Origin of the sequence: Rhodoferax fermentans (genome assembly GCF_002017865.1) — a bacterium.
Taxonomy (GTDB): Bacteria; Pseudomonadota; Gammaproteobacteria; order Burkholderiales; family Burkholderiaceae_C; genus Rhodoferax; species Rhodoferax fermentans.
The window spans coordinates 227,995-249,348 of record NZ_MTJN01000002.1 but is presented as its reverse complement, the minus strand read 5'-3'; the positions used below and the strand labels follow the sequence as shown (position 1 = coordinate 249,348).

Annotated in this window: 22 protein-coding genes and 2 tRNA genes; 17 read left to right on the top strand and 7 right to left on the bottom strand. The window is 59.4% G+C overall.

Annotation, left to right across the window (positions count from 1 at the left end; translation table 11 throughout):
* Positions 1-25 precede the first annotated feature (25 nt).
* Positions 26-784 (bottom strand): 3-hydroxyacyl-CoA dehydrogenase, encoded by a 759-nt coding sequence (locus RF819_RS01220; protein WP_078363285.1) that lies wholly within the window; start codon positions 782-784, stop codon positions 26-28.
* Between the two features lie 130 nt (positions 785-914).
* Between RF819_RS01220 and RF819_RS01215 the strand changes: the two genes are divergently transcribed.
* The 3 genes from RF819_RS01215 to rimO all read left to right on the top strand — a co-directional run bounded on the left by RF819_RS01215 (position 915) and on the right by rimO (position 3,163).
* Positions 915-991: transfer RNA gene (locus RF819_RS01215), tRNA-Val, on the top strand.
* Positions 992-1,210: 219 nt separating this feature from the next.
* Positions 1,211-1,744: a polyhydroxyalkanoate synthesis repressor PhaR gene (gene phaR, locus RF819_RS01210; protein WP_078363284.1), complete on the top strand. Its 534-nt coding sequence runs from the start codon at positions 1,211-1,213 to the stop codon at positions 1,742-1,744.
* A 24-nt stretch (positions 1,745-1,768) separates the two neighbouring features.
* Positions 1,769-3,163, top strand: coding sequence for a 30S ribosomal protein S12 methylthiotransferase RimO (gene rimO, locus RF819_RS01205; RefSeq protein WP_078366711.1), 1,395 nt, complete (start codon positions 1,769-1,771; stop codon positions 3,161-3,163).
* Positions 3,164-3,275: 112 nt separating this feature from the next.
* Here the strand turns inward: rimO and RF819_RS01200 are convergent.
* Positions 3,276-3,360: transfer RNA gene (locus tag RF819_RS01200), tRNA-Leu, on the bottom strand.
* A gap of 49 nt (positions 3,361-3,409) precedes the next feature.
* On the opposite strand from RF819_RS01200, the gene rnr reads away from it, so the two are divergent.
* Positions 3,410-5,671 carry a ribonuclease R gene (gene rnr / locus RF819_RS01195; RefSeq protein ID WP_207160773.1) on the top strand — a complete coding sequence of 754 codons (2,262 nt, stop codon included), beginning with the start codon at positions 3,410-3,412 and terminating at the stop codon, positions 5,669-5,671.
* Positions 5,672-5,708: 37 nt separating this feature from the next.
* Entirely contained in the window at positions 5,709-6,464 is a 756-nt protein-coding gene (locus RF819_RS01190) for an SDR family oxidoreductase (protein WP_078363282.1), read from the top strand.
* Between the two features lie 43 nt (positions 6,465-6,507).
* Here RF819_RS01190 and RF819_RS01185 read toward each other — a convergent pair whose 3' ends face one another.
* The 3 genes from RF819_RS01185 to RF819_RS01175 form a co-directional block, all read right to left on the bottom strand.
* Positions 6,508-8,370 (bottom strand): response regulator, encoded by a 1,863-nt coding sequence (locus RF819_RS01185; protein WP_158081213.1) that lies wholly within the window; start codon positions 8,368-8,370, stop codon positions 6,508-6,510.
* A 95-nt stretch (positions 8,371-8,465) separates the two neighbouring features.
* On the bottom strand, positions 8,466-9,098 hold the full coding sequence (locus RF819_RS01180; protein ID WP_078363280.1) for a glutathione S-transferase family protein: 633 nt from the start codon (positions 9,096-9,098) through the stop codon (positions 8,466-8,468).
* Between the two features lie 168 nt (positions 9,099-9,266).
* Positions 9,267-10,040, bottom strand: coding sequence for a sulfite exporter TauE/SafE family protein (locus RF819_RS01175; RefSeq protein WP_078363279.1), 774 nt, complete (start codon positions 10,038-10,040; stop codon positions 9,267-9,269).
* A 218-nt stretch (positions 10,041-10,258) separates the two neighbouring features.
* Between RF819_RS01175 and RF819_RS01170 the strand changes: the two genes are divergently transcribed.
* From RF819_RS01170 to RF819_RS01120, 11 genes are all read left to right on the top strand, one after another.
* Positions 10,259-10,606, top strand: coding sequence for an ArsR/SmtB family transcription factor (locus RF819_RS01170; protein WP_078363278.1), 348 nt, complete (start codon positions 10,259-10,261; stop codon positions 10,604-10,606).
* 13 nt (positions 10,607-10,619) lie between these two features.
* Positions 10,620-11,003, top strand: a complete 384-nt coding sequence (arsD, locus tag RF819_RS01165; protein ID WP_078363277.1) for an arsenite efflux transporter metallochaperone ArsD — start codon at positions 10,620-10,622, stop codon at positions 11,001-11,003.
* A 6-nt stretch (positions 11,004-11,009) separates the two neighbouring features.
* Positions 11,010-12,785 (top strand): arsenical pump-driving ATPase, encoded by a 1,776-nt coding sequence (gene arsA / locus RF819_RS01160; RefSeq protein WP_078366710.1) that lies wholly within the window; start codon positions 11,010-11,012, stop codon positions 12,783-12,785.
* A 19-nt stretch (positions 12,786-12,804) separates the two neighbouring features.
* Complete coding sequence (locus RF819_RS01155; RefSeq protein WP_078363276.1) at positions 12,805-13,308, top strand: arsenate reductase ArsC; 504 nt, start codon at positions 12,805-12,807, stop codon at positions 13,306-13,308.
* 1 nt (position 13,309) lies between these two features.
* Positions 13,310-14,395 (top strand): ACR3 family arsenite efflux transporter, encoded by a 1,086-nt coding sequence (arsB, locus tag RF819_RS01150; RefSeq protein WP_078363275.1) that lies wholly within the window; start codon positions 13,310-13,312, stop codon positions 14,393-14,395.
* A gap of 2 nt (positions 14,396-14,397) precedes the next feature.
* Positions 14,398-14,817, top strand: coding sequence for an arsenate reductase (glutaredoxin) (gene arsC / locus RF819_RS01145; protein WP_078363274.1), 420 nt, complete (start codon positions 14,398-14,400; stop codon positions 14,815-14,817).
* 29 nt (positions 14,818-14,846) lie between these two features.
* Complete coding sequence (locus RF819_RS01140; RefSeq protein ID WP_143541543.1) at positions 14,847-15,281, top strand: hypothetical protein; 435 nt, start codon at positions 14,847-14,849, stop codon at positions 15,279-15,281.
* A gap of 350 nt (positions 15,282-15,631) precedes the next feature.
* Positions 15,632-16,219, top strand: a complete 588-nt coding sequence (locus RF819_RS01135) for a hypothetical protein (RefSeq protein WP_078363272.1) — start codon at positions 15,632-15,634, stop codon at positions 16,217-16,219.
* 69 nt (positions 16,220-16,288) lie between these two features.
* Entirely contained in the window at positions 16,289-16,903 is a 615-nt protein-coding gene (locus RF819_RS01130) for a LysE family translocator (RefSeq protein WP_078363271.1), read from the top strand.
* A gap of 165 nt (positions 16,904-17,068) precedes the next feature.
* Positions 17,069-17,806, top strand: a complete 738-nt coding sequence (locus RF819_RS01125) for an alpha/beta hydrolase (RefSeq protein WP_078363270.1) — start codon at positions 17,069-17,071, stop codon at positions 17,804-17,806.
* A gap of 232 nt (positions 17,807-18,038) precedes the next feature.
* Positions 18,039-18,569: a GNAT family N-acetyltransferase gene (locus RF819_RS01120; RefSeq protein ID WP_078363269.1), complete on the top strand. Its 531-nt coding sequence runs from the start codon at positions 18,039-18,041 to the stop codon at positions 18,567-18,569.
* Positions 18,570-18,572: 3 nt separating this feature from the next.
* Here the strand turns inward: RF819_RS01120 and RF819_RS01115 are convergent, their stop codons facing one another.
* Positions 18,573-19,691 (bottom strand): beta-ketoacyl-ACP synthase III, encoded by a 1,119-nt coding sequence (locus RF819_RS01115; protein WP_078363268.1) that lies wholly within the window; start codon positions 19,689-19,691, stop codon positions 18,573-18,575.
* Between the two features lie 125 nt (positions 19,692-19,816).
* Between RF819_RS01115 and RF819_RS01110 the strand changes: the two genes are divergently transcribed.
* Entirely contained in the window at positions 19,817-20,737 is a 921-nt protein-coding gene (locus tag RF819_RS01110) for a DUF808 domain-containing protein (RefSeq protein ID WP_078363267.1), read from the top strand.
* 62 nt (positions 20,738-20,799) lie between these two features.
* On the opposite strand, the gene RF819_RS01105 is transcribed toward RF819_RS01110, so the two are convergent.
* Complete coding sequence (locus RF819_RS01105; protein ID WP_078363266.1) at positions 20,800-21,270, bottom strand: SRPBCC family protein; 471 nt, start codon at positions 21,268-21,270, stop codon at positions 20,800-20,802.
* Positions 21,271-21,354 lie beyond the last annotated feature (84 nt).

Genomic DNA, 21,354 nt, shown 5'->3' with positions numbered 1-21,354 from the left:
CGATTGTAGAAACCGCCCCATGGCGTCAGCGCGGTGCCAGGCGGATGGCGCCGTCCAGGCGGATCACTTCGCCGTTGAGCATGTCGTTTTCAATAATGTGTTGCACCAGTTTGGCGTAGTCCTGCGGTGTGCCCAGTCGGGAGGGGAAAGGCACGCTAGCCGCCAGGGCATCCTGCACTTCCTGCGGAAAGCTGAACATCATCGGTGTGCCAAAGATGCCTGGTGCAATCGTCATGTTGCGGATGCCGTTGCGTGCCAGGTCGCGTGCAATGGGCAGGGTCATGCCCACAATGCCGCCTTTGGAGGCGCTGTAGGCGGCTTGTCCGATCTGGCCGTCATAGGCGGCCACCGAGGCGGTGGAGATCAACACACCACGCTCACCGGTGGCTTCCGGCGCGTTTTGGCTCATGGCGTCGGCGCACAGCCGGATCATATTGAAGCTGCCAATCAGGTTGACGGTGATGCATTTGGTGAAGAGTGCCAGCGCGTGGGGGCCGTTTTTGCCCACGGTTTTTTCGGCAGGTGCGATGCCAGCGCAATTGATCAGCCCCATCAGTTTGCCCAGTGCCGTGGCTTGTGCGACCACGGCTTGTCCATCGAAATCGCTGCTGACGTCGCAGGCCACAAAAGCGCCACCGATTTCTTTGGCAACCGCTTGACCCTTGTCGACCTGTTGGTCGGCAATGACCACGGTGCCTCCGGCAGCACTGAGCAGGCGTGCCGTGCCTTCCCCCAGGCCCGATGCGCCGCCGGTCACGATAAACACCTTGCCTTTGATTTCCATGAGTACCTCCAGATAACAAATTGACGTTGACGTAAACGTCAATTATCAGACAAGTTTTTGCGCAAAAAGATCAGGTGTATGTCGGAACAGCTGAATATTCACGCTATACTTACGTTTTTACTAAATACCCAGGCGCGTAGCTCAGCTGGTTAGAGCACCACCTTGACATGGTGGGGGTCGTTGGTTCGAGTCCAATCGCGCCTACCAAGGTTTTCTGAATGTTGCCAGATTCAGATCGCAAAAACCTTGTAGACACAAGTCCTGTTTTATTCCTTGTTTGTTTCTCTGCCTCGTCCACTTTTGCTATGGCAAGATGGATCTTGGCACGCCCGCAAGGGCCTCTGCTGGCAAATGCAGCTTGTGCCGGTTTCTACAATCGGCCGCAACCTGATTACAACGCGCTCATGATGGACCTCTGGATGACCTATGAATAACGCCACCCAAACACCAGCGCCGAGTCAGCAGCGCATCATCAAGAAGTACCCTAATCGTCGGCTCTACGACACCATCACCTCCAGTTACATCACCCTGATGGAGGTGAAGGCCCTGGTGATGAAGCGTGAGGCTTTTGAGGTGATTGATGTCAAGACAGGTGACAACATCACCCGCAGTATCCTGTTGCAGATCATTCTGGAAGAGGAAGCCAGTGGTTCACCGATGTTCACCGCACCGGTGCTCGAGAGTTTGATCCGTTTTTATGGCCATGCGATGCAAGGCATGTTGGGTGGTTATCTGGAAAAAAACATCCAATCGCTCATTGATGTGCAAACGCGCTTTGCCGAGCAGTCCAAGGGTTTCACGCCTGAGATGTGGTCGCAGTTTGTGACATTGCAGCCTCCGGCATTACAAGCCATGATGGGCGGCAGTTTGGAGCAGTCCAAACATATCCTGGCTCAGATGCAGGAGCAGATGCAAAAGCAGACAGAGCAGATGCTGGGTGTTTTTGGTCTCAAAAGTTAATCCTGAATTTCAACAAAGTTGAGCATGAATAGTGTTATCTCACAAGCCGCCCAAGCGCCCAAAGTTGGTTTTGTCAGCCTGGGCTGTGCCAAGGCCCTGACCGACTCCGAACTGATCCTGACGCAACTCAATGCCGAGGGTTACCAAACCGTCAAGACCTTTCAGGGTGCCGATCTGGTGATCGTCAACACCTGTGGTTTCATCGATGACGCGGTCAAGGAAAGCCTGGACACCATTGGTGAGGCGCTGGCCGAAAACGGCAAAGTGATCGTGACCGGCTGCCTGGGTGCCAAGGCGGGTGAGGGAGGCAACAACCTGGTGCGCCAGATGCACCCCAGCGTGCTGGCGGTGACCGGCCCCCAAGCGACCCAGCAGGTGATGGATGCGGTGCATACGCACTTGCCCAGACCGCATGACCCGTTTGTGGATTTGGTGCCCAATGGTTTTGGTGTGGCGGGCATCAAGCTGACGCCACGTCACTATGCCTATATCAAGATCAGTGAAGGCTGCAACCACCGTTGCAGCTTCTGCATCATTCCGTCTATGCGGGGTGACTTGGTGTCACGCCCGATTGGTGATGTGCTCAAAGAAGCGCAAGCCTTGTTTGAAGGTGGTGTGAAAGAACTGCTGGTGATCAGTCAGGACACCTCGGCTTATGGTGTCGATGTGAGTTACCGGACTGGCTTCTGGAACGGTACACCGATCAAGACACGTTTACTGGAACTGGTTCAGGCGCTCGGTGAAATGGCGCAACGTTACGGTGCCTGGTTGCGTTTGCACTATGTGTACCCGTACCCGAGTGTGGACACCATCCTGCCGCTGATGGCGTCCGGGCTGGTGCTGCCGTATCTGGATGTGCCGTTCCAACACAGCCACCCTGACGTGCTCAAACGCATGAAACGCCCGGCCAGTGGTGAGAAAAATTTGGAGCGTATCCAGCGTTGGCGTGAGGTGTGCCCCGACATCGTGATCCGCAGCACCTTCATCGCGGGGTTCCCTGGTGAGACCGAGGAAGAGTTTGCCCATCTGCTGGACTTCATGCGTGAAGCCAACATTGATCGTGCCGGTTGTTTTGCCTACAGCCCGGTTGCAGGAGCAACGGCCAATGATTTGCCGGGTATGTTGCCCGAGTCTGTGCGCGAGGAACGTCGCGCCGCGTTCATGGCTGTGGCTGAAGATGTATCAGCCACCAAATTGCAGCGCCGAATCGGTGCCACCATGCAGGTGCTGGTGGATCATGCGCCGGGTCTGGGTAAAAAGGGTGGTCTGGGTCGCTCTTATGCCGATGCGCCCGAGATCGACGGTCTGGTGAAATTGTTGCCACCCGAAAAAATCAGCAAGACGCTCAAGGTCGGTGAATTCACACGTGCACGTATTGTGGGTGCACAAGGCCACGATCTGCTGGCGCAGCCCATTTGATGCCAGTTGCTGGCATTTATTCCAACAACAAAAAAGCCGCTGGTTTAACAGCGGCTTTCAGTTTAAAACATCTGGTTGGTGTCATCGAAACCAACCAGATTTCATTTACATTTGGTGCCCAGGAAGGGACTCGAACCCCCACGAAGTTACTCGCTAGTACCTGAAACTAGTGCGTCTACCAATTCCGCCACCTGGGCATTTCAGGAAAGAGAGAAGTATATCAAAAATATTAAGCAAACCAGCACATTGCTGGAAGAAGTTGAAGGAATTGTTCAAGGTCATCGTGATGGCCATGGTTTTGTGACCCGCGACGATGGAGAGGCAGACATCTATCTGCCGCCCAACGAGATGCGTGCGGTGCTGCACAAGGACCGTGTCAAGGTCCGCATCGTGCGCAGTGACCGCAAAGGTCGCCCCGAGGGTCGGGTGGTCGAGATTGTCGAACGCAGCAACCAGGTCATCATTGGCCGCTTGTTGCATGAGAGCGGCATCTGGATCGTCGCCCCCGAGGACAAACGTTACGGCCAGGACATCATGATCCCCAAGGCCGCCACCGGTGCCGCGCGTGCCGGGCAGGTGGTGGTGGTGGAGCTCACCGAGCCGCCCGCGCTGTTTGGGCAGCCGGTTGGCCGTGTCAAAGAAGTGTTGGGTGAAATTGACGACCCCGGCATGGAGATCGAGATCGCCGTGCGCAAGTACAGCGTGCCGCATGAGTTTTCCGAGGCCTGTATGGCCTTGGCCCGTGCCTTGCCCGACAAGGTGCGACCGCAGGACAAGCTCAAGCGGGTCGACCTGACCGATGTGCCGCTGGTCACCATCGACGGTGAAGACGCCCGTGACTTTGACGATGCCGTCTACTGCGAACCCACCAAGATCGGCAAGGGCAGGGCGGCCACCTCTGGTTGGCGCTTGCTGGTGGCGATTGCAGACGTGAGCCACTACGTGGAAAACGGCTCGGCCATCGACATCGATGCCTACGACCGTGCCACCAGCGTGTATTTCCCGCGCCGTGTCATCCCGATGCTGCCCGAGAAGCTCTCCAACGGCCTGTGTTCCCTCAACCCCGAGGTGGAACGCCTGTGTATGGTCTGCGACATGGTGGTCTCCGAAGATGGCGAGGTCACCGCCTACCAGTTTTACCCAGCCGTGATGTGGAGCCATGCACGTTTCACCTACAACGAGGTGGCGGCTATTCTGGCCAACACCCGTGGCCCGGAAGCCCTCAAACGCAAGGACAGGATTGATGACCTGATCCATCTGCACGATGTGTACCGTGCCTTGCTCAAGTCGCGCGTGCGCCGCGGTGCGGTGGACTTTGAGACGGTGGAAACCCAGATCGTTTGTGACGAAGTGGGGCGCATCGAAAAGATCGTGCCGCGCACCCGCAACGATGCCCACAAGCTGATCGAAGAGGCCATGCTGGCTGCCAATGTCTGCAGTGCCGACTTCATTGCCCAAGGCAAACAGGCTGGCCTGTTCCGTGTGCACGAAGGTCCCACGCCCGAGAAAAAAGAGGTGTTACGCAATTACCTGAAGGTGACCGGTGTCGGCCTGACCATCAGCGACGACCCATCGCCCGGTGAGTTCCAAGCGATTGCCAATGCCACCAAAGACCGGCCTGATGCGGCGCAGATCCATTCGATGCTGCTGCGCTCGATGCAGCAGGCGATCTACACCCCGATCAACAGCGGCCACTTCGGTCTGGCGTTTGAGGCCTACACCCACTTCACCAGCCCGATCCGGCGTTACCCCGATCTGCTGGTGCATCGTGTCATCAAGTCGATTCTGGCCAAAACCAAGTACGTGTTGCCGACCCTGCCAACGCCGGGTGAGGCGCACGCCAAGTTGTCCAAGCGCTTGGAGAAAAACCTGGCCTCCAAGGTGGCCGAACCCGGCCAGAAGCCGCGCAAACTCAGTGCCGACATGCTGGCCTGGCAATCTGCCGGCCTGCATTGCAGCGCCAACGAGCGCCGCGCCGACGAGGCCAGCCGCGATGTGGAAGCCTGGCTCAAGTGCAAGTACATGCGTGAACACCTGGGTGAGGAGTTCTCGGGTGTGGTCAGCTCGGTGACGAGTTTTGGCCTGTTCATCACGCTCGACGCCATGTATGTCGAAGGCCTGGTGCACATCACCGAACTCGGTGGTGAGTACTACCGCTTTGACGAGGCACGCCAGGAGTTGCGCGGTGAACGCACCGGTTTGCGATATGCACTCGGAACCCGTGTTCGTGTGCAGGTCAGCCGGGTGGATCTGGACGGTCGGCGGATTGATTTCCGCCTGGTGCAGGAAGGTGAGGCGCTGGTGGCGCGCGCACTCAAGGACAAAGGTGAGAGCAACGAACGTGCCCCGTTTGAGCAGGACCTGGACAGCGCCCCGATGGGTCGACGCAGCCGCAAAATCTCGGAACCTCTGGCTAGGTCACCCAAGCCTTCCGCAGCGGCCAAAACGACGCGGCGTGCACCGGTGGCCAGCAAGTCTCGGGATAAAAGTCGTAAAAATAGGCGCTAGCCCTTATCCATCAAGAATAGTTTGCTATATAAATATTATGACTGAGAACTCTAGAGTAGCTGTGGTCACGGGGGCCGGCTCCGGCATTGGCCGGGCGGCAGCGTTGGCTTTGTTGCAAGACGGTTACCGCGTGGTGCTGGCGGGGCGGCGTGAGTCGTTGTTGACTGAAGTGGCGCAGCAGGGTGGCGCGCCAGAGCGTTGCCTGGTGGTGCCGACGGATGTGACGGATGAGGCCTCTGTGTTGGCCCTGTTTGACACCACGGTGCGCCAGTTTGGCCGGGTGGATGTGTTGTTCAACAACGCCGGGATCAGCGCCCCGGCGGTGTTGCTGGAAGACCTCACGCTGGACCAGTGGCAGGGTGTGGTCGATGTGAATCTGACTGGCATGTTTTTGTGCCTGCGCCAGGCCTTTCGGGTGATGAAGTCACAAAGCCCACAGGGTGGGCGCATCATCAACAACGGCTCAATCGCCGCGACCACACCGCGGCCCAATTCGGTGGCTTACAGCGCCACCAAACATGCGGTGAGTGGGCTGACCAAGTCCGCCGCGCTCGATGGGCGCAAGTACAACATTGCCGTGGGTCAGATCGACATCGGCAACGCCGCCACCGAGATGGCCCAGCGCATGCAGGCAGGCATCTTGCAGGCCAATGGCCAGACTGCGGTGGAGCCGGTCATGGATGTGGCCATCGCTGGCCAGTCGGTGGTGTACATGGCCAATCTGCCTGTGGGGGCCAATGTGTTGTTCCACACCGTGATGGCCACCAACATGCCCTTTGTGGGCCGTGGCTGAGCCAGGGTAAGTCGCTTGCTGCTGGCCTGGTCTGCTGGGCCAGTTAAATGATCCAGCGTTCCAGACAGGCGACCAGTGTTGCGCGGTTGAAGGGTTTGCTCAGGAAGTCGTTCATGCCCGCTTCGCGGCAAGCATTCTGGTCGGCCAGCATGGCGTTGGCGGTCAGTGCAACGATGGGGCTGTGGCTGTTGACACCCTTGCCACGGCGGATGTGACGGGTCGCTTCCAGGCCATCCATTTCCGGCATCTGCATGTCCATCAGGATCAGGGCGTAAGGCTGTTTGCCAGCGGCGTCCACCCCCTGAAGGCCGTTTTCTGCCAGGTCAACCGTGTAACCCATGCGCTGAAGCAGCGTCAACACCAGCTTCTGGTTGATTTTGTTGTCTTCAACCAACAAGATGCACCCGCTGCGGGTCGGTTCTGGCACTGGGTTTGAAGCGCCCGTGGGTTCGGTGACGGGTTTGGCTGCAGACTGAACCGATACGGCTATTTCTGGTGTCATGCTGACCTCTGTGGGTGCTGTTGACAGGGGCAGAACAGGCAGTTCAAACCAGAACAGGCTGCCTGTGGGACGGTCCTCTGCCAAACCAATACGCCCCTGCATGCCCTCGACCAGGCGTTTGCAGATCACCAGGCCCAGGCCGGTACCACCATATTTGCGAGAGGTGGACGCGTCAATCTGGCTGAAATTCGAGAAAAGCCGACCACGCTCAGAGGGCGCAATGCCAATGCCGGTGTCACTGATCTCAAAACGCAGGCCATGGTCCAGCCGCGAGACACACAGACGGACTTCCCCCTGTTCGGTGAACTTGACGGCGTTGCCGGCCAGATTGAGCAGCACCTGATGGATACGCAGGCTGTCACCCACAAAGCTGACATGGGCCGCTGGTGTGATGTCAACCGCCAGCCCGATGCCTTTTTCGCGCGCCCGTTCTTTGAGGACCGAGAGCACCGCATCCACCATCTCAGTGACCTTGAACGGATGCTGTTCAAAGGTCATGTGTCCTGCCTCGATCTTCGACAAGTCCAGGATGTCGTTGATGATGGCCAGCAGCGATTCACCCGACTGGGCAATGTCACGTGCATAGTCCTGCTGCTCGGTGCTGAGTGGGGTCTCCATCAGCAGCCGTGTCATGCCCATGACGCCGTTCATGGGTGTGCGTATCTCATGCGACATGTTGGCCAGGAACTGGGACTTGGCCACGTTGGCCGCCATGGCCGCCTGCGTGGCACGTTGCAGCTCAACCTGCATCGTTTTGAGTTCGTTGATGTCACGGGCATTGATCAGGACCAGGGGCGCGCCGGTCACCGGGTCGGGCACCAAACGCGTATCCATGCCATACCAGCGGATGCCGTTCAAGGTGGTCAGCTGGATTTCGCAGCTGTAGCTCTTGCCCTGGTTCAGCTGCTTGTGAATGGTCTGTGCGGTCTCCGGTTCGGCGAACATGGCCTGAAAATCGTCCTGCTCGGCGCTGGGGTCCACCGCGCCGAAGGCGCGCACCGCAGCCGGATTGCGCATCACCGCGCTTCCGCTGCGGCTGAACAGCGCAATCAGCACCGAGGTGTGCTGCATGGCCTCCACACCACGCAGCACCGCCGGGTCCAGACTCAGGGAGGGCGAATGGGCTTCGTACAGGATGGCGACGCTGCCGTCGGCAAGTTCAATGCCGATGCTGTGGGCATTGAAGGTCACCGGGTGGCCCTTGGGGTAAACCGTCCACTGCGCGCGTGCGGTGCGGCCCGCAGCATGTTCGGCCATCACCACCTGGTTGCGTGTGACGGTCGCCTCAGACAGGTCGGCAAAATCCCGGGCCAGAAACTCTTCGAGTGAATCGGCTTTCCAGAACGCCACACCAGCCGGGTTGGCCCACAACATGCGCTGGTGCAGCATGTCAAACACCCACATGGGGGTGTCTGACCAGTGAAAGCTTTCAAGTGCACTGTAGGGCAGGAGGGCGGCCATCGTCTGGAGTCAGAGTCTGCGACTGTGCCAGTGTGGCCTCACTGGGCCAAAGCGGCCTCGGTGGCGGCCAGCACCGGGGCGACAGATGGGCGCGACTTGACCGCATCAAACCAGGCGGCCAGGCGCGGCATGGCGGAAGGCGCCACCGGTTTGCCATGGGCGCTGGAGAGTTTGCCAATGTAGAGGTAAGACACCGCGTAAGACGCATCGGCCAGCGTGAACTGTTGACCCAGAAAAAACGGCGCGGGCGCAATCTGCCCCTCCAGAATGGCGATCAGCTGGTGCAAACGATCCACCTCGACCTGGAATGCGGGCTGTGCGGCGCGACCATCAGACAGTGCAAAGTACAAGGTGCTCAGCTGCGGGCCCAGGTACATATCGTGAAAGCGCGACAACCAGCGGCAGCGTGCACGAGCCTCAATTCCGGCTGGCAACAAAGCGGGTTGGGGGTAACGCTCTTCGAGGTACTCCACAATCACCTCTGACTCGCCAATGCCAAAATCCCCGTCCTGCAAAAAAGGCACTTTGCCCATCGGGTTGATGGCCAGAAATTCCGGTGATTTCAAGTACGCCCAGCTCAGTTCGGGCGCCTCAAACTTCAGCCCTTTCTCAAGCATTGTGATGTGGACCTTGGCGCTGTAGTGACTGACTGGAAATTGGTAAAGCTTCATGAAACCCCTTGATTGGTAGATTTGAAACAGCTTTGTGTTGGGTCAGCTTCGAGAATTATGGCATTCGGCATGTGCCGACGAATCCGTTGGGTGCATGCACCCCCAATCCACCACCAGTCGGTGGTGGAGCCTGGCTTTTGCCAGGCCGCCCGACGCAGGCAGGTGCGGCTACAGGAATTGGGTACGCAGCAGGTCTGTGACCAGTTTGGCGAGCAAACCAATTACCAGCACCAGGAAAATCCGGCGCAGCCAGAGGTTGCCGCCTTTCATGGCCAAGTGACTGCCAGCAAAAGAGCCCGCGATCATGGCCACGGCCATCGGGATGGCGAGTTGGAAGCTGACAAACCCGTTCGGAATGAAAAACGCCAGCGCCCCCAGATTGGTCGCCATGTTGACCACCTTGGCACAGGCTGTGGCGCGCATGAAGTCAAAGTGAAACACCCGTACAAACAGGAAGATCAGGAAGCTGCCCGCGCCGGGGCCAAAAAAACCTTCGTAAAAACCGATGGCAGTGCCAATCAGCACACCACGCACCTTGTCGTTGCGCGTGACCGGGATGTCCGCGTCCTGTTTGCCAAAGTCTGGCCGAAACCAGGTGTAGAGCAGCATCACCACCAGCAACACCACCACAAAGGGTTTGATCCAGGTGCTGGGCAGGGTGGCAATGGCACGGGCGCCAAAGTGGGCGCCACAAAACGCGGTCGATGCCGTCAGCAGCAACAGTCCCCAGGGTAGCTTGATGCGCCGGGCGTACTGCGTAGCCGCTGTGGCCATGCCAGCCACCGAGGCACATTTTTCTGTGGCAAACAAGGTGGCGGGCGCCGCCGCAGGGAACAGCGTCAGCATGCCCGGTATCAGCACCAGGCCGCCGCCGCCAATCGCCGCGTTGAGCATCGCAGCGACAAAGGTCAATGGCAGCAGGAAATAGAGTTCGGTGATCATCTTGTGTGTTGCTTCAGGCCCAGAGCAATGACCGGGCTGATCCCACAGGACAGCAACACGAACACCATCACCAACTGAGTTAAAAAATAATTACAAAGACGTATTGTCCCTGATGACTTGCTGCTGGCTTCACTTGGCTGTGGCCAAGTTTTGAGCTTGAAGTGGTCGGGTGTGGCTTATGATTTCAATAGTTCAACTATTGTTGTATTATTGAAGTCATGGATACATCACTCGCCACCTCTGTTTTTGAGTCGCTGTCATCAGCCGTGCGTCTGGATGCCTACCGTTTGCTGGTCAAGGCCGGGCCAGCCGGCCTGGTTGCTGGCGAGATCGGTGCGGCGCTGGACATCCCGCCCACCAACCTGTCGTTTCACCTCAAGGCGCTGGCCCATGCGCAACTGGTGAACGTGGTGCAAGAAGGGCGCTTTCAGCGTTACCGCGCCAACATGGGTTTGATGCACGAGCTGATTGCTTACCTGACCGCCGAGTGCTGCGCGGGTCACCCGGAGTTGTGCCAGGAACTCTGTGCCCCCATCACCGCCCCCCATGTTTTGCCCCAACCCTGAAGGACACACCACCATGCCCAATGTACAAGTTTTTGATCCCGCCCTGTGTTGCAGCAGCGGCGTGTGTGGCACCGATGTCGACCAGGCGCTGGTCACTTTTTCAGCTGATGTGGACTGGGCCAAACAGCAGGGCCTGCTGATTGAGCGGTTTAACCTGGCCCAGCAGCCGATGGTGTTTGTTGCAAATGCCGCCGTCAAAGGCCTGCTGGAGCGTTCGGGTGAGGCTGCCTTGCCGATCACCCTGGTCGACGGTGAGCTGGCTTTTGCCGGGCGTTACCCGACACGGGCTGACTTGGTCCGTTGGCTCGGCAATCCGGCCCCGACCGAGGTGGCTGTTGTTGCTGAACCAGCAGCGGCCAAATCGGGCGGCTGTTGCTCGGGCGGCGCTTGCTGCTGAATGGTCATGCATTTCCTTGATCACCCCCCTCGCTTCTTGTTCTTCACCGGCAAGGGCGGGGTGGGCAAAACCTCCATCGCCTGTGCTACTGCCATGCAACTGGCGGCTGCAGGCAGGCATGTGCTGCTGGTCAGCACCGACCCGGCGTCCAACGTGGGCCAGGTGTTTGGCATGACCATTGGCAACCAGATCACCACCGTAGCCAACGTGCCCAGGCTCAGCGCCCTGGAAATCGACCCGCAAGCTGCTGCCCAGGCCTACCGCGACCGCATTGTGGGACCGGTGCGTGGTGTGTTGCCTGAGGCTATCGTCAAAGGTATTGAAGAACAGCTCTCAGGCGCCTGCACCACCGAAATTGCCGCGTTTGACGAGTTCACCGGCTTGCTGGTCAGCAGCGTGCTCACCCAGGTTTTTGACCACATCGTGTTTGACACCGCGCCCACCGGCCACACCATTCGCATGTTGCAGCTGCCTGGCGCCTGGAGCGGTTTTCTGGAAGCGGGCAAAGGTGACGCCTCATGCCTGGGCTCCTTGGCCGGGCTGGAAAAGCAGCGCAGCCAGTACAAGGCCGCGGTGGAGGCCCTGTCTGATGCCTCAAAAACCCGTCTGGTCCTTGTCGCACGGGCACAGTTAGCTACGCTAAAAGAAGCAGCACGCACCCATGACGAACTGGCGGCTATTGGCCTGTCCAAACAGTATTTGGTGATCAACGGCGTGTTCCCGGCAGCACAAGCCGCCCACGATCCGCTGGCCCAGGCCATTGTGGACCGTGAGCAGGCGGCTCTGGCCAAGCTGCCCGGCGCCTTGGCCAGCTTGCCAACCGACCAGATTGGCCTCAAAGCCTTCAACCTGGTGGGTTTGCCTGCCTTGCGCCAGTTGTTGGAGGTCTCCAGTGATGATCCGCCCAGCGCAACCGTTGCACCGACCCAAGACCCGGTGGTCCAAGCCCCCAGCCTGTCGTCTTTGGTGGACAACATCGCGGTCGAAGGCCATGGCCTGGTGATGCTGATGGGCAAGGGCGGCGTCGGCAAAACCACCCTGGCTGCCGCAGTGGCGGTGGAGTTGGCTAAACGGGGGTACCCGGTGCACCTGACCACCTCGGACCCCGCAGCCCACCTGATGGACACGTTACACGGCACGCTGGAACATTTGACGGTCAGCCGCATCGACCCACACGAAGTCACCGAAGCCTACCGCGCCCAGGTGCTGGCCAGCAAAGGCGCCAAGTTAGATGCTGCTGGCCGCGCGGTGCTCGAAGAAGACCTGCGCTCCCCATGCACCGAAGAAATTGCGGTGTTCCAGGCCTTTTCGCGCGTGATCCGCGAGGCGGGCCAGAAGTTTGTGGTGATGGACACCGCACCCACCGGCCACACCTTGCTGCTGCTGGACGCCACCGGCGCCTACCACCGCGATGTGGTGCGCCAGATGGGTAGCCAAGGCCACTTCACCACACCGATGATGCAGCTGCAAGACCCAACACAAACCAAGGTGCTGGTCGTCACCCTGGCCGAGACCACACCGGTGCTGGAAGCCGCCAATTTGCAGGCCGACCTGCGCCGCGCCGGGATCGAGCCTTGGGCCTGGGTCATCAACAACAGCGTGGCTGCGGCCCAGGTCAGTTCACCCTTGTTAAAGCAGCGCGCGCACAACGAGTTGCGCGAGATCGAGGCCGTTGCCCACCACCACGCCCGCCGTTACGCGCTGGTGCCGCTCCTCACAGAAGAGCCGGTGGGGGTTGAACGACTGTCACACATGGCTGCTAACTTCACTGAATTCGTTTAACCCACCTCTGGAACTTGATATGTCCGATAAACCCTTGAACGTCCTGTTTTTGTGCACCCACAACTCTGCCCGCAGCATCTTGGCCGAAGCCATCCTGAACCACATTGGCCGGGGTCGTTTCAAAGGCTTCTCTGCCGGCAGCAGCCCGCGTGCCAACCAGCAACCCAACCCGCTGGGCCTGCAGGTCTTGCAGCAGGCTGGCATCAGCATCGAGGGTTTGCACAGCAAAAGTTGGGACGAGTTTGGCCAGCCCGACGCGCCGCACATGGATTTGGTCATCACCGTGTGCGACAACGCCGCCGGTGAAGTCTGCCCCTACTGGCCCGGCCAGCCTGCCACTGCGCATTGGGGCTACCCCGACCCGTCCGCCGGGGACGGCACCGACGCACAAAAGCTCGAAGCCTTCCGCCAGACCCTGCACCTGCTCAAGCGTCGGCTGGAGTTGCTGATCAGCCTGCCGACCGACAAGCTGGCCAAAACCATGCTGCAAAACACGGCGCGCGAGCTGTCGAAAGCCGACTGAGATGAGTGCCCAGTGTGAAGTCACCGGCAAACGCGCCGCGGGTGCGCCCATGAGTGTGTTTGAGCGTTTTCTCTCGGTCTGGGTGGCGCTGTGCATCGTGGTGGGCATTGCGCTGGGTCAGCTCTTTCCGGCGCTGTTTCAGGCCGTTGGCCGGATGGAAGTGGCTCAGGTTAACCTGCCGGTGGGCGCTCTGATCTGGGTGATGATCATCCCGATGTTGGTGAAAGTTGATTTCGGTGCGCTGCACGAGGTGCGCCAGCACCTCAAAGGCATTGGTGTCACGCTCTTTGTCAACTGGCTGGTCAAACCGTTCAGCATGGCGTTTCTGGCCTGGTTGTTCATCCGCACGCTGTTTGCGCCGTGGCTGCCGCCCGACCAGATCGACAGTTATGTGGCCGGGTTGATCCTGCTGGCCGCGGCGCCCTGTACCGCCATGGTGTTTGTCTGGAGCCGCCTCACCGGGGGCGACCCGTTGTTCACCCTGAGCCAGGTGGCGCTCAACGACAGCATCATGGTCATCGCCTTTGCTCCGCTGGTGGCGTTTTTGCTGGGTTTGTCGAGCATCACCGTGCCCTGGGACACGCTGCTGATCTCGGTGGCGCTGTACATCGTGATTCCGGTGATCTTGGCGCAGGGGCTGCGCAAAACCCTGCTCAAACAAGGTCAGGCCGCTTTTGATGCCGCCATGGAGAAGATCGGCCCCTGGTCCATCACCGCACTGCTGGCCACGCTGGTGCTGCTGTTTGCGTTCCAGGGCGAGGCGATTCTGAAGCAACCTCTCATCATTGCCCTGCTGGCGGTGCCGATCCTGATCCAGGTGGTGTTCAACTCCGGCCTGGCGTACTGGCTGAACCGCGCCGTGGGTGAAAAACACGCCATTGCTTGTCCGTCAGCCTTGATTGGCGCCAGCAACTTCTTCGAACTGGCCGTGGCCGCCGCCATCAGCCTGTTTGGCTTCAACTCCGGCGCCGCCCTGGCCACCGTGGTGGGCGTGTTGATTGAGGTGCCGGTGATGCTGCTGGTGGTGAATGTGGTCAACCGATCAAAGGGGTGGTACGAGCGCGGCACCGCTGTGCCAAGGAACTGAATATGACCATCACCATCTACCACAACCCTGCCTGCGGCACCTCCCGCAACACCCTGTCCTTGATCCGCAATTCTGGCGTGGAGCCCGAAGTCATCGAGTACCTGAAAACCCCGCCTGACAAGGCAACCCTGCAGGCCTTGATGTCATCCATGGGCATCAACCCCCGTGCATTGCTCCGAGAAAAAGGCACGCCCTACGACGAGCTGGGCCTGGCCGATCCCAAGTGGACCGGTGACCAACTGGTGGACTTCATGCTGGCACATCCGATCTTGATCAACCGCCCGGTGGTTGTGACACCTTTGGGAACCCGGCTGTGCCGCCCCAGCGAAGTGGTGCTGGACATTCTGCCCAATCCGCAGAAAGGCGCGTTTGCCAAAGAAGACGGTGAGAAAGTGATTGATGACAAGGGCAACCGCGTCTGACAACCCCTTATTCAAACGGAGGATGGATCGTGAAATCACTTGTTTTTTGCGTAGCCATGGTTTTTGCTGTTTTCGGAGTCCATGCACAAGGTGTTGTGTTGCCGTCGGATACGGCGGTGCACGAACCTGCTGAGGTGATTCCCGCTGCTGTCAAGGCTTTTTCTGGCCGCTGGGAAGGCAAGTGGGACGAACGGATGCCGCATGTGCTGGTTGTCGAGGAAATCAAGTCCGCTACCGAAGCAACGGTGTTGTATGCATGGCAGGCACCGCCTGCTGCGAACGCGTGGAACGCCGGGTGGGCTCGATTCACCGCCACCATAGACGGCAATATCTTGCGGGTTCCTCTGTCAGAAGGGAAGAAAGCATGGTACGAACTGCAAGCGGACGGCAGCCTGAAAGCCAGCTACACGCGGCCCAATAGTTCATCTCAATCCAACGCAGTCTTAAGGAAAGTTCAGCCTTGATTGACGATGCCTCTTTAAGGCTGTTGTCAGACATGATCTTGTGAAACCCCTCGTGCCTTAGGCCGCTGGTTGGATGCAGAAGTCTGGTGGACGCGAAAGTAGTTTTTGCCAATCTCCCCCAAACGGGGGATACACAAACCGGGCTGCACCGCTGAGAATATGCCGGGCTGTGCGCCAATCAATGCTTGAGATTGTCAGGGTCTGCTTCTGTTTATGGAGCGCCTAGCCCTTTTGGAATAAGGGCTGGAGTCACTTTTTGAGGTTACTCTCTTGTTGGGTGCTCAGAGGGTGGTGGTACAAGCTGGCGTCTGGCATCATCCCTTCCATTTCCTACCCATGAGTGACCGGCCATGAAGATAGAACAAAAGAAGCTCTCCAATCGGCATACCTTCACCTTTGGTGCAGACAGCTTCAATTTCGCCTACCGTGACAAGTCCGGATCCGGTGATGTCGACATGGTCTACGCCGACTTTCCCCTCAAATCCTCAACGCGTATTGAGCAGAATATGTGGCTCAGAAATGTTGGGTTTTTATGGGCGGTCCTGGGTCTGGTGCAGGTGGGCTATGCACTGGTCAGCGCCAGGTCTTTGAGCGGCACCGGGTTTTGGCTGCTGCTGGGTTTGGCTTGTCTGTTGTGGGCCCACTTGAGCAAGGTCACCTACACCGTTTTTTCCGCTGAACGTGGCAGTGTCTGGGTCATCCAGGATGCCAAAAGCCATGATCAGATCATTGACGAAATCCAGTCACGCAAAAAAAGCCAGCTGCTGGCTTTGTACGGCGATATCAACCTGGACAATGGCCTTGACCGGGAGGTGGGCAAGTTCCGCTGGCTGGCAGAACAGCGCGCCCTAACCGCAGAAGAGGCCGAGCGACGCATCGCCCAGGTGCAGGCCGCCCTCAGTGCGACGCTGGTCAACTCCTCCACCGCCATCAACTGATATGCCCAATCCAGGCGGCAGCCGAGCAGTTCAGTGTGACCTTGTCTTTTTAACCTGAGGCGCCCCATCATGATCTCCATTGAGTTTCTGATCACCTCCCTGATCGTTGTGCTGATCCCCGGCACCGGTGTGGTTTACACAGTATCCACCGGCCTGGTCCAGGGGCGCAAGGCCAGCGTGTATGCGGCTTTGGGGTGCACTGCCGGGATCGTGCCGCACCTGTTGGCCACCATCCTGGGTTTGGCCGCTGTGATGCACACCAGTGCGCTGGCGTTCCAGGTGCTGAAGTACGCCGGGGTGGCTTATTTGCTGTATGTGGCTTATGCCACCTGGCGGGACAAGGCGGCGTTTGCGGTGGACGGCAGCATGGCCAAAACCTCGGCCACGGGGCTGGTCACCAAGGCCTTTTTGCTCAACATATTGAACCCGAAGTTGACGATTTTCTTTCTGGCCTTTTTGCCGCAGTTTGTGCAAGCCACCGGGCCTGCACCTCTGGTGCAGATGCTCGTGCTCAGCGCGGTGTTCATGGCCATGACGTTTGGCGTGTTTGTGCTCTACGGCTTGATCGCGCATGTGTTTCGAAAGCTTGTGATTGAGTCGCAGCGTGTGCAGCGCTGGATGCGTTACAGCTTTGCGGCGGTGTTTGCCGCCCTGGGCGCCAGGCTGGCGACCAGCGAGCAGTGAGGGTTGTGCCGCCGGGACATCCTGTCCGTGTAAAGTCGGGGCAAGACCAAAAGATGGCATTTTTGCCTGTAGACCTTATCCAATCAGCACCATGAGCTATGTTTTAGATAGTGAGTTTGCCTGTTTCATCGGTGGTTTGCGTCGCCATTCAATCCCAAACCCGTCATGCTGAGCGGGGACTTTCTTGACTTTCAGGTGCCGTTCCAGGGCGCGTTGCTGCATGGTAGCCGCTACACACCGCCAGGTGCCAGCCAGACGGCGCTGATCCTGCATGGTGGTGGCACCTCGGCCGCCGAAGGGTTTGGCGAACTGCGCCGCTTTTTACATGCCCGCCACATCGAGACCATCGCTTTTGATGCGGTGGGGCATGGCCGCACGGGCGGTGCGCAGCTGGGCACCACGCTGGAGGAACGTGTCCAGCAGGTGATCACCGTTGTTCAAGCACAAGACCTGGCGCCAGAATCGTTGGCGCTGGTGGGGTTCAGCATGGGGGCGTATGTGGCGGTCAAGGCTGCTGCCCAACTGGGTGTACCGCGCCTGTGTCTGGCCATTCCGGCGGCTTACGCCACCCAGGCTTACCAGGTGCCGTTTGGGCCGGAGTTCAGCGAGATCCTGCGCACGCCCGACAGCTGGGTGGACTCTGATGCGTTTGATCTGGTGGCTGATTACACCGGGCACCTGCTGGTTTTGTCGGCTGAAGAAGACAGCGTGGTGCCGTCGGAGATTCCGCACACCTACCTGACCTGCGCCAAACGCAGCGCCAGCCGCCAGCATCACATCATCCTCCGCGCTGGCCACAAGCTCAGTGAACACTATGCGCGTGAGCCACAGGCCCGGGAAGACGCTTACACCGCCATCGCCGCGCTGTGCCAGTGTGGTGGTGCCCAAACCTTGCGCGTGTGAGCGTCGACTCGTGGATTGGGGTTTTGGCACTTTTTTGTTTTTAGCCCTTTGAAATAAAGGGTTAAGCACTACTCAATATGTAGCATTTACCGGCTCGCTATTCGCCTGACGCAGCCATCTGGTACGCCCATCGCGCCCCGTGCCAGAGGGTTGGCAGACACCGGTTGCGCGAACAGCGACAATCCAGCTCCTTTTTGATACTTTGCCGGGTTGTTGCCCGGCCTTTTTTTGCATGTCTGAACCTATTGAAGTTGAAGTCCGTCCCGCCAAAGAGCGCGACGCCAAAGTGATTGCCGAAATCCAGGCTGCTGCCGCCCAGGCCGCGTTCAAGGCGCAGTTTCCCGGCGAGCCAATGCCGGAGTTTGATTCCCTGAAAAAGAGCCAGGCCTACTGGCGCGAAGCCATCGAGTTTGCCGACCCGCAGGTGCTGGTGGCGGTGGCCGACGGTGAGGTGGTGGGTTTTGTGGGGTTTGATCGCTCACGCGACCCCAAAACCCCGGCCACCATGGGAGAAATCTGGGCCCTCTACGCCCGCCCCAGCCACTGGGACAAGGGTGTCGGCTTGGCGCTTTGGGACGCCGCGCGCGACGGCCTGATCGACGAAGGCTGCACCAAGGTCACCGCCTGGGTGCCGCTGGGTTACGAGCGCGCACTGCGCTTCTTCGACATGGCCGGCTTCAAGCGCGAGATGACCAGCATCAAAACTGTGCTGGTGGGTCTGACGCGGATCGAAGAGATCCGTTTCAAGCGCGACCTGAAGTAAAACTCAGAGGCGGCGTAGCACTACGCTGCCAATCGAGTACCCCGCGCCAAACGAGCAGATCACACCCACCTCACCAGCGGCGATGTCGTTGTGGTGGCGGTGGAAGGCGATGATGGAGCCGGCCGAGGCGGTGTTGGCAAACTCGTTCAAGATCACCGGTGCATCATCTGCGGTGGCATCGCGCCCGAGCAGGCGCCGACCAATCAGCTGGTTCATCGCCAGATTGGCTTGGTGCAGCCAGAAGCGGCGCACACCACTTGGCGCCAGGTCCAGCGTGGCCAGGTGGTTGCTGATGTGCTCGGCAGCCATCGGGCAGACTTCCTTGAACACCTTGCGGCCTTCCTGGTAGAACAGCTGGTCGCGGTCCTCGGGGTTGCGGTCTTCCGAGCGCGACATGAAGCCGGCGTTGTTGCGGATGTTGTTTGAGAACGAGGTAACCAGCTTGGTGCCCAGCACCTCAAACGCACCGGCTGGGGCGGTGTCTTGTCGCTCCACGAGGATTGCGGTGCAGACGTCGCCAAAGATAAAGTGGCAGTCGCGGTCCTTCCAGGCCAGGTGCGGCGAGGTGATTTCGGGGTTGACCACCAGCACCGCACGCGCTGAGCCGCTACGCACCGCGTTGACCGCCATCTCGATGCCGAAGGTCGCCGAGGAGCAGGCCACGTTCATGTCAAAGCCAAAACCGGTGATGCCCAGCGCCTGCTGGATTTCCACCGCCATGGCCGGGTAGGCGCGCTGCATGTTGGCGGCCGCGCAGATCACACCATCCACATCGGCGGCAGTTTTGCCAGCACGCTGCAAGGCGTCTTGCGCAGCGGCCACGCTGATCTCGGCCATCAATGAGATTTCTGAGTCTGGCCGAGGGGTGAGGCGAGGGCGCATGCGCGTGGGGTCTAGCACACCCGACTTCTCCACCACATAACGCTGCTGGATGCCAGACGCCTTTTCAATGAACTCCACGCTGGAGTAGGGCACTGCGGCTCGGCTGCCCGCTGCTATTTCAGTAGCGTGCTCGGTGTTGTGCAAGTCGGCATATCGGTTGAAGGTGTCCACCAGTTCGGCGTTGCTGATGATGTGGGGGGGCACATAAAGCCCGGTGCTGCTGATACAAACGCGGTGCATGAAGTGTCTTTCTGAAAGGGAGCGCAAGTCTGGGTGGCGCGGATGCCACTCGCCATTATCGAACCTGCGGTGCACCATGCTGTTGTATGCCATCAACGACAATCCGTGACTTTGGAGGGTTCCCAATGGCCAGCAGCCTGCTTGTATTGTTGGATGACATCGCCACCGTGCTCGACGACGTGGCTTTGTTGACCAAGGTCGCCGCCAAAAAGACCGCCGGTGTGCTGGGGGACGACCTGGCGCTCAACGCCCAGCAGGTCACCGGTGTCAAAGCCGACCGGGAGTTGCCAGTGGTGTGGGCGGTGGCCAAGGGCTCGTTCATCAACAAGGCGATTCTGGTGCCTGGTGCGCTGCTGCTCAGTGTGGTGGCGCCCTGGGCCATCACCCCGCTGCTGATGGCGGGTGGCCTGTTCCTGTGTTTTGAGGGTTTTGAGAAGGTGGCGCACAAGCTGTTGCACAGCTCGGCCCAGGACAAAACCGAACACGCGCAACTGTTGCAAGCCCTGAGCGACACCTCGGTGGACGTGGTGGCGCTCGAGAAGGAAAAAATCAAGGGTGCGGTGCGCACCGACTTCATTTTGTCCACCGAAATCATCGTCATCACCCTGGGCACGGTGGCTGCCAGCCCGTTTGTGACCCAGCTGAGTGTGTTGGCTGGCGTGGCGGTGCTGATGACGGTGGGTGTTTATGGCCTGGTGGCAGCCATTGTGAAGATCGATGACCTGGGGCTGTGGCTCACCCAGCGCCCCGGCCAATCCGGGTGGCAACAGGCGCTGGGCCGAGGCCTGCTGCGTGCCGCGCCGCTGCTGATGAAAAGCCTGACGGTGCTGGGCACCTTGGCGATGTTTCTGGTGGGCGGCGGCATTCTGGTGCACGGCTGGCACAGCCTGGGCGTGTGGCTGGAGGGGATCAGCCAGCTGGCAGGGCCAGCGGCGCCGCTGGCCTCAGCTGTGCTCAGTGCGCTGTTTGGGCTGATCGCGGGCGGGGTAGCCCTGGCAGGGGTGCGTGTGGTGAATTGGGTTTGCTCTGATTTACAGAAGAAATAGGCCTCTAGCCCTTATGCAATAAGGGTGGGTAGCTCTTGATATGGGAGCGACCCCGCAAGAGGTCAGACCTCGCCGCCCAGGGCTTGGGTGAGGTGGTCGATGTACTGCTCCACCAGCTGTTCAAACTCGGCCTGCACCGCGGGCACCACCACCATCTTGACCAGGCTGGGCAGGGGCATCATGACCTCGCCCTGGATCTTCAGCGTCAGATGGGTAGACGTTTTTTTGTCGACGATCTTCCAGCTGCCCGACACCAGGGCGTTGCCTTCACCGGCCACCGGGGTCCAGACGACCGAGCCCTTGGTCGGGTTGCTCACATATTTGGAGGCATAAATGGTCTGCAGCACAAACTTGGCCACGCCAATTTTGGCCATCTCCCAGCGGTACACGTTGTCACCCAGGTCCACCAACTTGTCCAGCTTGGGAAAGTGGCTGGCGGATTGGGGCACATTGGACAGCAGCTCAAACACGGTGTGATAGGCCGCCTTGACGGCAAATTCGTAACCCAGATCCAGCTTGACAGTGATGGCCATTCTTGTCTCCCAAAAAGGTGATCTGCCAGTGGCTGCGAAGTTGACCTCGACAAACGCACCAGAGCTGTGCAAATGATAGCCCGC

Bases quoted from the DNA above. Each gene is read 5' to 3' on its own strand.
- RF819_RS01170 (WP_078363278.1), top strand. From the start codon at position 10,259: ATGGATACATCACTCGCCACCTCTGTTTTTGAGTCGCTGTCATCAGCC.
- RF819_RS01175 (WP_078363279.1), bottom strand. From the start codon at position 10,040: ATGATCACCGAACTCTATTTCCTGCTGCCATTGACCTTTGTCGCTGCG.
- RF819_RS01110 (WP_078363267.1), top strand. From the start codon at position 19,817: ATGGCCAGCAGCCTGCTTGTATTGTTGGATGACATCGCCACCGTGCTC.
- RF819_RS01190 (WP_078363282.1), top strand. From the start codon at position 5,709: ATGACTGAGAACTCTAGAGTAGCTGTGGTCACGGGGGCCGGCTCCGGC.
- RF819_RS01135 (WP_078363272.1), top strand. From the start codon at position 15,632: ATGAAGATAGAACAAAAGAAGCTCTCCAATCGGCATACCTTCACCTTT.
- RF819_RS01185 (WP_158081213.1), bottom strand. From the start codon at position 8,370: ATGTGGGTGTTTGACATGCTGCACCAGCGCATGTTGTGGGCCAACCCG.
- arsB (WP_078363275.1), top strand. From the start codon at position 13,310: ATGAGTGCCCAGTGTGAAGTCACCGGCAAACGCGCCGCGGGTGCGCCC.
- arsD (WP_078363277.1), top strand. From the start codon at position 10,620: ATGCCCAATGTACAAGTTTTTGATCCCGCCCTGTGTTGCAGCAGCGGC.
- RF819_RS01120 (WP_078363269.1), top strand. From the start codon at position 18,039: ATGTCTGAACCTATTGAAGTTGAAGTCCGTCCCGCCAAAGAGCGCGAC.
- arsC (WP_078363274.1), top strand. From the start codon at position 14,398: ATGACCATCACCATCTACCACAACCCTGCCTGCGGCACCTCCCGCAAC.
- arsA (WP_078366710.1), top strand. From the start codon at position 11,010: ATGCATTTCCTTGATCACCCCCCTCGCTTCTTGTTCTTCACCGGCAAG.
- RF819_RS01155 (WP_078363276.1), top strand. From the start codon at position 12,805: ATGTCCGATAAACCCTTGAACGTCCTGTTTTTGTGCACCCACAACTCT.
- RF819_RS01115 (WP_078363268.1), bottom strand. From the start codon at position 19,691: ATGCACCGCGTTTGTATCAGCAGCACCGGGCTTTATGTGCCCCCCCAC.
- RF819_RS01105 (WP_078363266.1), bottom strand. From the start codon at position 21,270: ATGGCCATCACTGTCAAGCTGGATCTGGGTTACGAATTTGCCGTCAAG.
- RF819_RS01130 (WP_078363271.1), top strand. From the start codon at position 16,289: ATGATCTCCATTGAGTTTCTGATCACCTCCCTGATCGTTGTGCTGATC.
- phaR (WP_078363284.1), top strand. From the start codon at position 1,211: ATGAATAACGCCACCCAAACACCAGCGCCGAGTCAGCAGCGCATCATC.
- RF819_RS01220 (WP_078363285.1), bottom strand. From the start codon at position 784: ATGGAAATCAAAGGCAAGGTGTTTATCGTGACCGGCGGCGCATCGGGC.
- RF819_RS01125 (WP_078363270.1), top strand. From the start codon at position 17,069: ATGCTGAGCGGGGACTTTCTTGACTTTCAGGTGCCGTTCCAGGGCGCG.
- rimO (WP_078366711.1), top strand. From the start codon at position 1,769: ATGAATAGTGTTATCTCACAAGCCGCCCAAGCGCCCAAAGTTGGTTTT.
- RF819_RS01180 (WP_078363280.1), bottom strand. From the start codon at position 9,098: ATGAAGCTTTACCAATTTCCAGTCAGTCACTACAGCGCCAAGGTCCAC.